General features: G+C 74.1%; 14 protein-coding genes. 11 read left to right on the forward strand and 3 right to left on the reverse strand.

Features of this window, described 5'->3' with window-relative positions:
* Positions 1-95 precede the first annotated feature (95 nt).
* Both ACFYM6_RS10395 and ACFYM6_RS10400 read left to right on the forward strand, forming a co-directional pair.
* On the forward strand, positions 96-869 hold the full coding sequence (locus ACFYM6_RS10395; protein ID WP_387274191.1) for an enoyl-CoA hydratase-related protein: 774 nt from the start codon (positions 96-98) through the stop codon (positions 867-869).
* A gap of 113 nt (positions 870-982) precedes the next feature.
* A complete protein-coding gene (locus ACFYM6_RS10400; RefSeq protein ID WP_387274193.1) occupies positions 983-2,605 on the forward strand; it encodes an acetolactate synthase in 1,623 nt (540 codons plus the stop codon).
* Positions 2,606-2,685: 80 nt separating this feature from the next.
* On the opposite strand, the gene ACFYM6_RS10405 is transcribed toward ACFYM6_RS10400, so the two are convergent.
* Genes ACFYM6_RS10405 through ACFYM6_RS10415 form a run of 3 tightly spaced genes read right to left on the reverse strand, consistent with a single transcriptional unit; the run spans position 2,686 to position 3,804 of the window.
* Complete coding sequence (locus ACFYM6_RS10405) at positions 2,686-3,093, reverse strand: PLD nuclease N-terminal domain-containing protein (protein WP_387274195.1); 408 nt, start codon at positions 3,091-3,093, stop codon at positions 2,686-2,688.
* A gap of 28 nt (positions 3,094-3,121) precedes the next feature.
* The gene (locus tag ACFYM6_RS10410; protein ID WP_357433903.1) at positions 3,122-3,421 is read right to left on the reverse strand and encodes a DUF202 domain-containing protein; all 300 of its coding nucleotides are present in this window, start codon (positions 3,419-3,421) and stop codon (positions 3,122-3,124) included.
* Positions 3,418-3,804 (reverse strand): YidH family protein, encoded by a 387-nt coding sequence (locus ACFYM6_RS10415; RefSeq protein ID WP_387274197.1) that lies wholly within the window; start codon positions 3,802-3,804, stop codon positions 3,418-3,420. The genes ACFYM6_RS10410 and ACFYM6_RS10415 overlap by 4 nt, the downstream gene beginning before the upstream one ends.
* Before the next feature lie 41 nt (positions 3,805-3,845).
* Between ACFYM6_RS10415 and ACFYM6_RS10420 the strand changes: the two genes are divergently transcribed.
* The 9 genes from ACFYM6_RS10420 (at position 3,846) to ACFYM6_RS10460 (ending at position 12,246) form a co-directional block, all read left to right on the forward strand.
* Positions 3,846-4,643 carry a GNAT family N-acetyltransferase gene (locus ACFYM6_RS10420; RefSeq protein ID WP_387274199.1) on the forward strand — a complete coding sequence of 266 codons (798 nt, stop codon included), beginning with the start codon at positions 3,846-3,848 and terminating at the stop codon, positions 4,641-4,643.
* Between the two features lie 2 nt (positions 4,644-4,645).
* Positions 4,646-5,050 carry a hypothetical protein gene (locus ACFYM6_RS10425; protein ID WP_387274201.1) on the forward strand — a complete coding sequence of 135 codons (405 nt, stop codon included), beginning with the start codon at positions 4,646-4,648 and terminating at the stop codon, positions 5,048-5,050.
* Positions 5,051-5,439: 389 nt separating this feature from the next.
* Entirely contained in the window at positions 5,440-6,219 is a 780-nt protein-coding gene (locus ACFYM6_RS10430; protein WP_387274203.1) for an electron transfer flavoprotein subunit beta/FixA family protein, read from the forward strand.
* 11 nt (positions 6,220-6,230) lie between these two features.
* The gene (locus ACFYM6_RS10435) at positions 6,231-7,190 is read left to right on the forward strand and encodes an electron transfer flavoprotein subunit alpha/FixB family protein (protein WP_387274205.1); all 960 of its coding nucleotides are present in this window, start codon (positions 6,231-6,233) and stop codon (positions 7,188-7,190) included.
* 189 nt (positions 7,191-7,379) lie between these two features.
* On the forward strand, positions 7,380-8,555 hold the full coding sequence (locus ACFYM6_RS10440; RefSeq protein ID WP_387274207.1) for a cysteine desulfurase family protein: 1,176 nt from the start codon (positions 7,380-7,382) through the stop codon (positions 8,553-8,555).
* 37 nt (positions 8,556-8,592) lie between these two features.
* Positions 8,593-9,666 carry a tRNA 2-thiouridine(34) synthase MnmA gene (gene mnmA, locus ACFYM6_RS10445; protein ID WP_357433889.1) on the forward strand — a complete coding sequence of 358 codons (1,074 nt, stop codon included), beginning with the start codon at positions 8,593-8,595 and terminating at the stop codon, positions 9,664-9,666.
* A 125-nt stretch (positions 9,667-9,791) separates the two neighbouring features.
* The gene (locus ACFYM6_RS10450) at positions 9,792-10,796 is read left to right on the forward strand and encodes a methionine synthase (RefSeq protein WP_387274209.1); all 1,005 of its coding nucleotides are present in this window, start codon (positions 9,792-9,794) and stop codon (positions 10,794-10,796) included.
* Positions 10,797-10,832: 36 nt separating this feature from the next.
* Positions 10,833-11,201 carry a VOC family protein gene (locus tag ACFYM6_RS10455; protein ID WP_387274211.1) on the forward strand — a complete coding sequence of 123 codons (369 nt, stop codon included), beginning with the start codon at positions 10,833-10,835 and terminating at the stop codon, positions 11,199-11,201.
* A gap of 31 nt (positions 11,202-11,232) precedes the next feature.
* Positions 11,233-12,246 carry an ADP-ribosylglycohydrolase family protein gene (locus ACFYM6_RS10460; RefSeq protein ID WP_387274213.1) on the forward strand — a complete coding sequence of 338 codons (1,014 nt, stop codon included), beginning with the start codon at positions 11,233-11,235 and terminating at the stop codon, positions 12,244-12,246.
* Positions 12,247-12,255 lie beyond the last annotated feature (9 nt).

Below are 12,255 nucleotides of genomic sequence, written 5' to 3' on the forward strand. Positions count from 1 at the left end.
CTTACTCCCGGTGGCAGGGCAGCTACCAGACTACTTGGCCCAACGACCCGGGCCGTAAGGTTGGCACGCGACTTCGACGAGGAAGTGAGGGCAGCGTGGGCGAGTTCGTCAGGCTGGAAGTGAAGGACGGCATCGGCACCATCCGGCTGGAGCGGCCGCCGATGAACGCGCTCAACACCCAGGTGCAGGAGGAGTTGCGCGCCGCCGCGACCGAGGCCACCGCGGACGCCGAGGTCCGCGCCGTCATCGTGTACGGCGGGGAGAAGGTCTTCGCCGCCGGCGCGGACATCAAGGAGATGGCCGACATGTCCTACGTGGACATGGCTGTCCGCGCCACCGACCTCTCCAGTGCGCTGGGCGCCATCGCCCGGATCCCGAAGCCGGTGGTCGCCGCGATCACCGGGTACGCCCTCGGCGGCGGTTGCGAGCTGGCCCTGGCCTGTGACTGGCGGGTGGTGGCCGAGGACGCGAAGCTCGGCCAGCCGGAGATCAAGCTCGGCATCATCCCGGGCGCCGGCGGCACCCAGCGGCTGGCCCGGCTGGTCGGCCCGGCGCGGGCCAAGGACCTGATCATGACGGGCCGGATGGTCGACGCGCAGGAGGCGCTGCGGATCGGCCTGGCCGACCGGGTGGTCCCGGCCGCCGAGGTCTACGCCGCCGCCGTCGCCTACGTGAAGCCGTTCCTGACCGGCCCGGTGCAGGCCCTGCGGGCCGCCAAGCTGGCCGTCGACGGTGGCCTGGACATGGACCTCAACTCGGGCCTGGCCTGGGAGAGCCAGCTCTTCGCGGCGCTCTTCGCCACCGACGACCGGCGCGAGGGTATGGCCGCGTTCGTCGAGAAGCGCAAGCCGGGCTTCACCGGCCGCTGAGCCGTCTGCCCCCGGGTCGGCGGCGCACCTCCGTCGCCGGCCCGAGGACGGTTCACATTCTGCCTACCGGCCAGTAACGTGTGACTCCGGTCCTGGGACGAAGAGGAGTGGCGATGACGGAACGGGTCGAGGGGCACGGCGGCGAGCTGGCGCTGGCGGCGCTGCGCGCGCACGGCGTACGGGAGATGTTCACCCTCTCCGGCGGGCACGTCTTCCCGCTCTACGACGCCGCGCACCGGACCGGCTTCCCGATCTACGACGTCCGGCACGAGCAGTCCGCCGTCTTCGCCGCCGAGGCGGTGGCGAAGCTCCAGCGCCGCCCCGGCCTGGCCGTGCTCACCGCGGGCCCCGGCGTGACCAACGGTGTCTCCGGGCTGACCAGCGCCTTCTTCAACGCCTCCCCGGTGCTGGTGCTGGGCGGGCGGGCCCCGCAGTTCCGCTGGGGCTCCGGCAGCCTGCAGGAGATGGATCACCTGCCCCTGGTCGCCCCGGTGACCAAGCACGCCGAGACGGTGTTCAGCGCCGACGACATCCCGCGCGCGGTCACCGCCGCCCTCACCGCGGCGCTCACCCCGCACCGCGGTCCGGTGTTTCTCGACTTCCCCCTCGAAGCGGTCTTCTCGGTCGGCGACGCCGACCTGCCGGCCGTCACCCCGGTCGCTCCGCTGGAGGCGGACCCGGACGAGGTCGCCAGGGCCGCCGGCCTGATCGCCGGTGCCGCCCGCCCGGTGATCATCGCCGGTTCCGACGTGTACGCGGGCGACGCGACCGAAGCCCTGCGCGCCGCCGCCGAGTCCCTCCAGGCGCCGGTCTTCACCAACGGCATGGGCCGGGGCGCGCTGCCGCCGGAGCACCCGCTGGCCTTCGCCAAGGCCCGCCGGGTCGCCCTCAAGGGCGCCGACGTGGTCGTGGTCGTCGGCACCGCGCTGGACTTCCGGCTGAGCTTCGGCGACTTCGGCGACGCCCCGGTCGTCCACATCGTGGACGCGCCCAGCCAGCGCGCCGGGCACGTCCAGCCGGCCGTCAGCCCCGCCGGCGACCTGCGGCTCATCCTCACCGCGCTCGCCGAGCACTCCGGCGACCGGGCCGACCACGCCGACTGGATCGCCCTGCTGCGCACCGCGGAGGACGCCGCGAAGGCCCGCGACGCCGAGGAGATGGCCGCCGAGACGGACCCGATCCGCCCGGCCCGGGTCTACGGCGAGCTGCGCCGGGTGCTCGCCGCCGACGCGATCACCATCGGCGACGGCGGCGACTTCGTGTCGTACGCCGGGAAGTACCTGGAGCCCGCGCAGCCGGGCACCTGGCTCGACCCCGGCCCGTACGGCTGCCTCGGCACCGGCATGGGCTACGCCATGGGAGCCCGGGTCAGCCACCCCGACCGGCAGATCTGCGTGCTGATGGGCGACGGCGCCGCCGGCTTCTCGCTGATGGACGTGGAGTCCCTGGTCCGGCAGCAGCTCCCGGTGGTCATCGTGGTCGGCAACAACGGCATCTGGGGGCTGGAGAAGCACCCGATGCGGGCCATGTACGGCTACGACGTGGCCGCCGACCTTCAGCCCGGGCTGCGCTACGACAAGGTGGTCGAGGCGCTCGGTGGCGCGGGCGAGACGGTGGAGAAGGCCGCCGACCTCGGCCCGGCCCTGACCCGCGCCTTCGACGCCGGCGTGCCGTACCTGGTCAACGTGCTGACCGACCCGTCCGACGCGTACCCCCGCTCGTCCAACCTGGCCTGACCCACGCCCGGCGACCGCCGTCGCCGGAGTGACCGGCGACGACGGTCGGGTCGTCGGGGTGAGCGGACTACCAGCGGGGCTCAGACCTCCGGCCGGTCCCGGTCGCCCTCCCGGCGGCGCAGCTCATCCTCCCGCCGGCGCAGGTCGTCCTCCCAGCGCCGGAGGAGTTCCTGGTCGTCGCGGCGGGACCGCTCGGCCAGGGAGGACAGGAACGCCGGGTCGTCGTCCGGCGCCACCGGCCGGCGGCGGTCCTGTTCGGAGAAGCCGTTCCCTATCGGCCAGGGGGTGCGGGGCCGGCGACCGGTGGGCTCCCGCCCGGCGGCGAACCAGGCGACCGAACCGATCAGCGGGAAGAACAGGATGATGAGCACCCAGGCGATGCGGGGCAGCGCCCGGATCTCACCCTCCTCGGCGGAGAGACAGCTGATCAGTGCGCAGACGGCGAGCACGATCTGGGCCAGGAAGAGGAGCCCGTACAGGCGATACATGCCGGACATCATGGACCACTGACGCCGTTCAGCGCAGCCCGGCCACCACCAGCACGACGCCGAGCAGCGCGAGACCGGCGGCGGTCAGCGCGGTCAGCGGGAACGACCAGCGCGGCGGCCGCCATGCCCCGGTGCCGGTGGCCCGCCGCCAGCTCACCGCGAGCGCGCCCAGCCACGCCAGCACGGCGAGCCCGGCCAGCGCAGCGCCCGTGGCGCCGCCGGTGAGCGCCAGCCGGACCAGCAGCACGGTGACCCCGGTGAGGGTCAGCAGGGTACGCCGCCAGGCCAGCCGGGTCCGTTCCGGCTGGAGTCCGGGGTCGCCGGTCATCGGATCGCCCGGGCGAGGACCGCGACCACCAGCAGCAGCGCGCCGACGGCGACGGCGACGGCGAGGATCGCCGGGAAGCGGGACGCGGGCAGTTCCTCGCCCAGCCGGATCGCCCGCTCGGTACGCGCCCAGTGGTCGACCGCGCGGACCGCGACCGTGCCGCCGAGCAGCAGCAGTGCGATGGCGATCGCCTCGCGCAGGTGGGCCAGGGGGAGCGGGGGCAGGAACTGCGCGGCGGCCAGCCCGCCGGCGATCAGCGCCAAGCCGGTACGCAGCCAGGCCAGGAAGGTCCGCTCGTTGGCCAGCGAGAAACGGTAGTCCGGCGTGGTGCCGACCGATCGCAGCTCGCGCGGGTCGAACCAGCGCCTGATCGCCTCCCACATGTCGTCGATTATCCGCTTTACCCGGTGCCTAGCCTGGGGGGATGACTGATCTTGACGCGCGCAGCCTGCGCGATGCCTATGACGCACAGATCCGCCCGGAGATCCCGAACCCGCTGCCTTCCGGCGTGACCGTCGAGCGGGACGGCCCGCTGGTCCGCATCGTCGGCCTGGACCGTCGCGGGTTCATCACGTACCGGACCCTCGACGGGCTGGCCGGCGCGGAGCTGGACGCGCTGATCGCCCGGCAGGTCGAGTTCTTCCGCGGCCGGGGCGAGGCGGTCGAGTGGAAGCTGAACGGCCACGACGAGCCGGCCGACCTGGGCGACCGGCTGAGCGCTGCCGGCTTCGTGCCGGAGGATCTGGAGACCGTCGTGGTCGGTCCGGTCGCGGCCCTGGCCGCCGCCGTCCCGGTCCTGCCCGAGGGGGTACGCCTGCGTGAGGTGACCGCCCGGGAGGACCTGGAGCGGATCGCCGCGATGGAGGAGGCGGTCTGGAACGACGACCGGAGCCACCTGGTCACCGGGTTGGCGAAGGAGATCGAGGCCGACCCGCAGTCGATCACGGTGGTGGTGGCCGAGGCGGGCGGCCTGGTGGTCAGCGCCGGCTGGGTGCGCTATCTGCGCGACACCAGCTTCGCCACGCTCTGGGGCGGCTCGACCCTGGCCGAGTGGCGGGGCAAGGGCATCTACCGGGCGCTGGTGGCGTACCGGGCGCGGCTGGCCGAGCAGCGCGGCAAGACGCTGGTGCAGGTCGACTGCTCGCCGGACAGCCGCCCGATCCTGGAGCGGCTGGGGCTCGTAGCGGTCACCACGACCACTCCGTACGTCTACACTCCGTGATCATGGAACCGTTGACGGAGGACGAGCGGCTGACCCTCAGGACCGGAGCCTTCGGCGCGGTCTTCCTGGTCTCCAACGCCGAGCCGGGAATGCTGTCCCTGGTGCGGGAGAGCTTCGCGGCGTCCGGGGCGCTCGGCGGCGCCAGCGGGGTGGTGAAGGAGGCGCTCACCGCGGGCCGGCTGCCGCAACTGCCCCGGGACTCCGCGCTGGAGGTCGAGGCGACGGTGCTGCCCGCGTTGCGCCACGCGGTGGAGATCCTGCGGGCGAAGTCACCGGCGGACGTCGAGACGTACCGGTCGGTGGTGCTGGCCGCGGCGGAGCGGGTGGCGCAGGCCCACCGGGGGAAGTCGACCAGTGAGGCGGCGATGATCGACAAGATCAGGGATGCGCTGGCCGGGCCCGCCTGACCGGCTCGGCGGACCAGAGCGCGCGGACGCTGGCCCGGACACAGCGGTCGCGGACGCGGCCGCAGGCGCACCGGTAGGTCTCCGGGAGCATCCGGCGGCAGGGCCGGCGGGAGGTCCGCACGCCTCCCGCCGGGTCGCGCCGACCCGGTGAAACGCCATTTTCGGACATATGCCTCACCTCCCGGTTTGTGAGCCTACCCGGCACTCTGGCGCTCGGTGACCTGTGTCACTCTGAGTACCCGGAGGGGCGATGCTACTTGTGGGTAACATAGGGCCCGTGGGCAACCGCACAGCAGCCCGCAGTTGACCGATCGTTAAGTCACGCGGGAGGCTGCGCCCGTGACCGGGCGAGTGATCGCTACACCAAACAGGAGGGTCGTCGAAGCGCGATGAACATCGTCGTACTCGTCAAGCAGGTGCCCGATTCGGGCGCGGACCGCAACCTGCGTTCTGACGACAACACCGTCGACCGCGGTTCGGCGAACAACGTCATCAACGAGATGGACGAGTACGCCATCGAAGAGGCGTTGAAGATCAAGGAGGCGCACGGCGGCGAGGTCACCATCCTGACCATGGGTCCGGACCGGGCGACCGAGTCGATCCGCAAGGCGCTCTCCATGGGCCCGGACAAGGCCGTGCACGTGGTGGACGACGCCCTGCACGGATCCTGCGCCGTGGCCACCTCCAAGGTGCTCGCCGCCGCCCTCGGTCAGCTCGGCGCGGACCTGGTGATCTGCGGCGCCGAGTCGACCGACGGCCGGGTCCAGGTCCTCCCGCACATGATCGCCGAGCGGCTGGGGGTCGCCGCCCTGACCGGCGCGCGCAAGCTCACCGTCGACGGCTCCACCCTGACCGTCGAGCGGCAGACCGAGGAGGGCTACGAGGTGGTCACCGCCGCCACCCCGGCCGTCGTCTCCGTCTGGGACACCATCAACGAGCCGCGCTACCCCTCCTTCAAGGGCATCATGGCCGCCAAGAAGAAGCCGGTGCAGACGCTCTCCCTGGCTGACCTCGGCGTCGCCCCCGCCGAGGTGGGCTTCGACGGCGCGACCAGCGCCGTGCTCGAGCACACCAAGCGCCCGCCGCGCTCCGGCGGCGAGAAGATCACCGACGAGGGCGAGGGCGGCGTGAAGCTGGTCGAGTTCCTCGCCACCGAGAAGTTCGTGTGAGAGGTCTGGACATGTCTGAGGTTCTCGTCGTCGTCGACGCCACCCGGGAGTTCGGCGTCAAGAAGGTCACCCTGGAGATGCTCACCCTCGCCCGCGAGCTGGGCACCCCGAGCGCGGTCGTGCTCGGTGGCGCCGGTGCCGCCGAGGCGCTGAGCGCCAAGCTGGGCGAGTACGGCGCGGAGAAGATCTACGCCGCCGAGGGTGCGGAGATCGACGGCTACCTGGTGGCCCCGAAGGCCACCGTGGTGGCCGAGCTGGTCAAGCGGGTGCAGCCGGCCGCCGTGCTGCTCGCCTCGTCGCAGGAGGGCAAGGAGATCGCCGCCCGCCTGGCGGTCAAGCTGGACAACGGCATCCTGACCGACGTGGTCGCCCTCGCCGCCGACGGCACCGCGACCCAGGTCGCGTTCGCCGGCTCCACCATCGTCAAGTCCAAGGTCACCAAGGGGCTGCCGCTGGTCACCGTCCGGCCGAACTCGCTCACCCCGGCCCCGGCCCCGGCCAGCCCGGCGGTGGAGCAGCTCGCCGTGTCGGTCACCGAGGCCGACAAGCTCGCCAAGGTCGTGGAGCGGGTCGCCGAGCAGAAGGGCTCCCGCCCGGAGCTCACCGAGGCCTCGGTCGTCGTCTCCGGCGGTCGCGGTGTCGGCAACGCGGACAACTTCAAGCTGGTCGAGGAGCTGGCCGACCTGCTCGGCGGCGCCGTCGGCGCGTCCCGCGCGGCGGTCGACTCCGGCTTCTACCCGCACCAGTTCCAGGTGGGCCAGACCGGCAAGACCGTCTCCCCGCAGCTCTACATCGCGCTGGGCATCTCCGGCGCGATCCAGCACCGGGCCGGCATGCAGACCTCGAAGACCATCGTCGCGGTGAACAAGGACGCCGAGGCACCGATCTTCGAGCTGGCCGACTTCGGCGTGGTCGGCGACCTGTTCAAGGTCGTCCCGCAGGCCGCAGAGGAGATCCGCAAGCGGAAGTGACCGAAAGGAGCTGATCGGCGGGCCGGGGAGCTGAGCCGGCCCGCCGATCAGCCCGTCAGGGATGCCCTCGGCGAGTTGTCGGCGACGTGGGCCCGTTCAGCGTACCGACTGGGAACATCCGGCGTGGCCCGGGATCGACGGGCGATCCGGCATCCGGCGGCACGGCGCTGGGCCGTTAGGCTGAGCGGGATGGCATACCTGGATCACGCGGCGACGACCCCGATGCTCGACGAGGCACTCGAGGCGTACCTCGCCACGGCCCGCGAGGTGGGCAACGCGTCGTCGCTGCACGCGACGGGCCGGCGCGCCCGGCGGCGGGTGGAGGAGTCCCGCGAGCGGGTGGCCGCCGTCCTCGGTGCCCGCCCCTCCGAGGTGATCTTCACCGGGGGTGGCACCGAGAGCGACAACCTCGCGGTGAAGGGCATCTTCTGGGCCCGCCGCACCGCCCACGCCGAGCGGACCCGGGTGATCTCCAGCGCCGTCGAGCACCACGCCGTGCTGGACGCGGTGGACTGGCTCGCCGGGCACGAGGGCGCCGAGGTCAGCTGGCTGCCGGTCGACGCCGCCGGCCGGCTCGACCCGGAGCGGCTCCGCGCCGAGCTGGCCGCGCACGGCGAGCGGGTGGCCCTGGTCACCACCATGTGGGCCAACAACGAGGTGGGCACCGTGCAGCCGGTCGCCGAGCTGGCCGCGGTCGCCGCCGAGCACGGGGTGCCGTTCCACACCGACGCGATCCAGGCCGTCGGGCAGGTGCCGGTCGACTTCGCCGCGAGCGGAGTGTCCGCCCTCACCGTCACCGGGCACAAGCTCGGCGGTCCGACCGGGGTCGGCGCCCTGCTGCTGGCCCGGGACGTCGCCGCCACCCCGGTGCTGCACGGCGGCGGCCAGGAGCGCGACATCCGCTCCGGCACCCTCGACACCGCCGGCATCGTGGCCTTCGCCGTCGCCGTCGAGGCCGCCGTGAAGGGCCAGCAGGAGTACGCGGCCCGGGTCGCCGCCCTCCGCGACGAGCTGGTGGAACGGGTCCGGCAGGCGGTCCCCGAGGTGATCTTCAACGGCGACCCGGTCGAGCGGCTCCCCGGCAACGCGCACTTCTCCTTCCCCGGCTGCGAGGGGGACGCGCTGCTGCTCCTCCTCGACGCCCAGGGCATCGCCTGCTCGACCGGCTCGGCCTGCTCGGCCGGGGTAGCCCAGCCCTCGCACGTGCTGCTGGCCATGGGCGCCGACGACGACCGGGCCCGTTCGTCGCTGCGGTTCACCCTCGGCCACACCAGCACCCGCGCGGAGGTCGACGCGCTGATCGCCGCGCTGCCGGCCGCCGTGGAGCGGGCCCGCCGCGCGGCCGCTCTCCGCACCCCCCGCTGACCCGGATACCCTCGGTGAGGACGAGGGGAGTGAGCCGGTGAGGGTTCTGGCGGCGATGTCGGGCGGGGTGGACTCCGCCGTGGCGGCGGCGCGCGCGGTGGAGGCCGGGCACGACGTGACCGGGGTGCACCTGGCGCTGGCCCGCAACCCGCAGACCTACCGCACCGGCGCCCGGGGCTGCTGCACCCTCGAGGACTCCCGGGACGCCCGTCGCGCCGCCGACGTGCTCGGCATCCCGTTCTACGTCTGGGACCTGGCCGACCGCTTCCACGAGGACGTGGTGGACGACTTCGTCGCCGAGTACGCGGCCGGCCGTACCCCGAACCCGTGCCTGCGCTGCAACGAGAAGATCAAGTTCGCCGCGGTGCTGGACCGGGCGGTGGCGCTCGGCTTCGACGCGGTGGTGACCGGCCACCACGCCCGGCTCGGCCCGGACGGTCTACTGCGGCGCAGCGTCGACCTGGCCAAGGACCAGTCGTACGTCCTCGCGGTGCTGACCCGCGCGCAGCTCGACCGGTCGATCTTCCCGCTCGGCGACTCCACCAAGGCCGAGGTACGCGCGGAGGCCGCCCGGCGCGGCCTCGCGGTGGCCGACAAGCCGGACTCGCACGACATCTGCTTCATCGCCGACGGCGACACCCGGGGCTTCCTGGCCGAGCGGCTCGGCGAGGCCCCCGGCGAGGTGGTCGACGCGCTCACCGGCGCGGTGGTGGGCAGCCACACCGGCGCCTACCAGTACACCGTCGGGCAGCGGCGCGGCCTGCACCTGGACCGGCCCGCCCCGGACGGCCGCCCCCGCTACGTGCTCTCCATCACCCCGAAGACCAACACCGTGACGGTCGGCCCGGCCGAGGCGCTGGAGGTCTCCCAGGTGCGGGCCACCCGCCCGGTGTGGACCGGTGGCGAGCGGCCCGCCGGCCCGGTCGAGTGCGAGGTGCAGTTGCGGGCCCACGGCGACGTGGTGCCGGCGACCGTGTCGCTGGACGCCGACGGGCTGCACGCCGAGCTGCGGCGCCCGGTACGCGGGGTCGCCGCCGGGCAGGCCGTGGTGGCATACCGGCCGGACCCGGCCGGGGACGTGGTGCTCGGCTCCGCCACCATCACCGGCTGATCCTCCGCTGCTCCCGCTCAAGCTCTCGCGGTCGGTGCGCGTTTCGGCGTTCCGCGATGGGCATTGGGCGGCCGCAGCCCGGCGTCCCCGCCGGAAGCGGGCCGGGCAGCGGATAGTCTGCGGCGGTGAATGATCAGCCATGGCCCTGGCCCGCCGGGGCGGCGACCGGCATCGGTTCGCTGCCCGGCACCGACATCGCCGAGGCGCAACGCATCGTGCTCGGCGAGCTGCCCGCCCTGCCGCACCTGCCGGAGCTGCCCGCCCGGGGTCCCGGTGCCGACCTGATCGGCCGGACCGCCGGGCTGCTCGTCGAGCTGCCGGTCGAGCTGTTCGCGGCCCGCTGGCGGGTCGCGCCGCGCCCCGGCAAGGACCTGCGTCGCGCCCGCGACCTGATGGAGCGCGACCTCGACCAGCTCGCCGAGCAGGCCGAGGAGTACGCCGGCCCGGTCAAGCTCCAGGCGGCCGGCCCGTTCACCCTGGCCGCGTCGGTGGAACTGCCGATCGGCGGCCGGATGATCCGCGACCCGGGCGCGGTGCGGGACCTCGCCGGCTCGCTCGCCGAGGGGCTGCGCGGGCACGTCGAGGCGGTGGCCCGCCGGCTGCCCCGGGCGTCGGTGCTGCTCCAGCTCGACGAGCCGTCCCTGCCGGCGGTACTGGCCGGCCGGGTGCCCACCGAGAGCGGCTTCGGCACCTACCGTGCAGTGGAACCGGAGGTCGCCAGGGCGCTGCTGCGCGACCTGATCGAGGCGACCGGGGTGCCGACCCTGGTGCACTGCTGCGCGCCCGACGTGCCGCTGGAGCTGATCCGGACCGCCGGGGCCGCCGGCGTCGCCCTCGACCTCGGACTGGTCACCGACCTGGACCCGCTCGGCGAGGCGATCGACGCCGGGCTCGGGCTGCTGGCCGGCGCCGCGCCCGCGCTGCCGCCGCCCGGCGGTCGCGCCCCCACCTCGGCCCAGGTCGCCGACCGGGTACGCCGGGTCTGGGACCAACTCGGCTTCCCCCGCCGCCGGCTCGCCGAGCAGGTGGTGGTCACCCCCGCCTGCGGCCTGGCCGGGGCCACCCCGGCGTACGCCCGGGCGGTCCTCGCGGCGTGCCGGGACGCCGGCCGACGGCTGGCCGAGGACTGAGGTTTCCTGTCGCACCTACCGGGCAGGATGACCGGCATGATTGGACAGCTGCGTTCCGTGGTGATCGACTGCCCCGATCCGCGCGCGCTGGCCGGCTTCTACGCGGAGCTGCTCGGCCTCCTGCTGATCGAGGACAACTCCGACGGCGACGAATGGGTGGTGCTCGGCGGTCCGCCGGGGCACCAGCCGCGGATCGCCTTCCAGCAGGCGCCCGGCCTGCGCGCGCCGGACTGGCCCGACCCGGACCGGCCGCAGCAGTTCCACCTCGACGTGACGGTGGACGACATCGAGACCGCGGAGAAGGCGGCGCTGGCCCTGGGCGCGCGGCGGCTGCCCGGCGAGGGTGAGGGCTTCCGGGTCTACGCCGACCCGGCCGGGCATCCGTTCTGCCTCTGCTGGGACTGACCGCGCGCGGCGCGGCTTGCGGCGGCGGTGCATGATCGCCACCGTGATCGACTCTTCGCCGCGCCGCGCCTCCGGTTCGCTGTTCGGTCTCGCCTACGGCGACGCCCTGGGCCGGCCCACCGAGTTCCTGACCGTCGCCGAGATCGTCCGCCGCTACGGCCCGGCCGGCCCGCGGGAGCTGACCGGCGACCCGGCGCTGGTCACCGACGACACCCAGATGGCGCTCGCGGTGGCCTGGGCGCTGCACGACGCGCCCGCGTACACGCCGGAGGTGGTCGAGCCGCTGCTGCGGCAGCGGTTCCTCGCCTGGGCGGTCAGCCCGGACAACAACCGCGCGCCGGGGATGACCTGCCTGCGGGCCTGCGCCGAGCTGGACCGGGGCGTCCGCTGGCAGCAGGCGACGGTCGCCGGCTCGAAGGGCTGCGGGGCGAACATGCGGGTCACCCCGGTCGGGCTGCTCGACGTCGACCTCGACACGCTCGCCGGGCTGGCCCAGCTTCAAGCCGGCCTGACCCACGGGCACCCGACCGGCCTGGCGGCCAGCGAGCTGACCGCGTACGCGGTCCGGCTGCTGCGCGACGGCGCCGCGCTCGCCGACCTGCCCGACCTGCTCGCCGCCCGGGCCCGGGAGCAGCGGACGGTCTACCGCGCCGACTGGCTCGGCGACCTGTGGCAGCGCCCCGGCGAGGCGACGCCAGAGGAGTTCATCGCCCGGGGGTGGGACGAGTGCCTGCGGGTACTCGGCCGGCTCGACACGGCGCTGGCCCGCCCGGACGACGGCGGCGACCCGTGCCGGCTCACCGGGGAGGGTTGGATCGCCGAGGAGGCCCTGGCGACGGCGCTGCTCTGCGCGCTGCGGCACGCCGACGACCCGGTCGGCGCGCTGGCCCGGGCGGCCACCACCGCCGGCGACTCCGACTCCATCGCCGCGCTCGCCGGCGCCTTCCTCGGCGCCGCCCATGGCATGTCCGCGTGGCCCGCCGACTGGTCCACCCGCATCGAGTACGCCGACCAGCTCACCACCCTCGCCACCCCCCGCGACTGACCAAGCCGC

This window comes from Micromonospora sp. NPDC006431 (assembly GCF_042870725.1).
GTDB lineage: Bacteria > Actinomycetota > Actinomycetes > Mycobacteriales > Micromonosporaceae > Micromonospora.

Bases quoted from the DNA above. Each gene is read 5' to 3' on its own strand.
- ACFYM6_RS10400 (WP_387274193.1), top strand. From the start codon at position 983: ATGACGGAACGGGTCGAGGGGCACGGCGGCGAGCTGGCGCTGGCGGCG.
- ACFYM6_RS10405 (WP_387274195.1), bottom strand. From the start codon at position 3,093: ATGTATCGCCTGTACGGGCTCCTCTTCCTGGCCCAGATCGTGCTCGCC.
- ACFYM6_RS10410 (WP_357433903.1), bottom strand. From the start codon at position 3,421: ATGACCGGCGACCCCGGACTCCAGCCGGAACGGACCCGGCTGGCCTGG.
- ACFYM6_RS10415 (WP_387274197.1), bottom strand. From the start codon at position 3,804: ATGTGGGAGGCGATCAGGCGCTGGTTCGACCCGCGCGAGCTGCGATCG.
- ACFYM6_RS10420 (WP_387274199.1), top strand. From the start codon at position 3,846: ATGACTGATCTTGACGCGCGCAGCCTGCGCGATGCCTATGACGCACAG.
- ACFYM6_RS10425 (WP_387274201.1), top strand. From the start codon at position 4,646: ATGGAACCGTTGACGGAGGACGAGCGGCTGACCCTCAGGACCGGAGCC.
- ACFYM6_RS10430 (WP_387274203.1), top strand. From the start codon at position 5,440: ATGAACATCGTCGTACTCGTCAAGCAGGTGCCCGATTCGGGCGCGGAC.
- ACFYM6_RS10435 (WP_387274205.1), top strand. From the start codon at position 6,231: ATGTCTGAGGTTCTCGTCGTCGTCGACGCCACCCGGGAGTTCGGCGTC.
- ACFYM6_RS10440 (WP_387274207.1), top strand. From the start codon at position 7,380: ATGGCATACCTGGATCACGCGGCGACGACCCCGATGCTCGACGAGGCA.
- ACFYM6_RS10455 (WP_387274211.1), top strand. From the start codon at position 10,833: ATGATTGGACAGCTGCGTTCCGTGGTGATCGACTGCCCCGATCCGCGC.
- ACFYM6_RS10460 (WP_387274213.1), top strand. From the start codon at position 11,233: ATGATCGCCACCGTGATCGACTCTTCGCCGCGCCGCGCCTCCGGTTCG.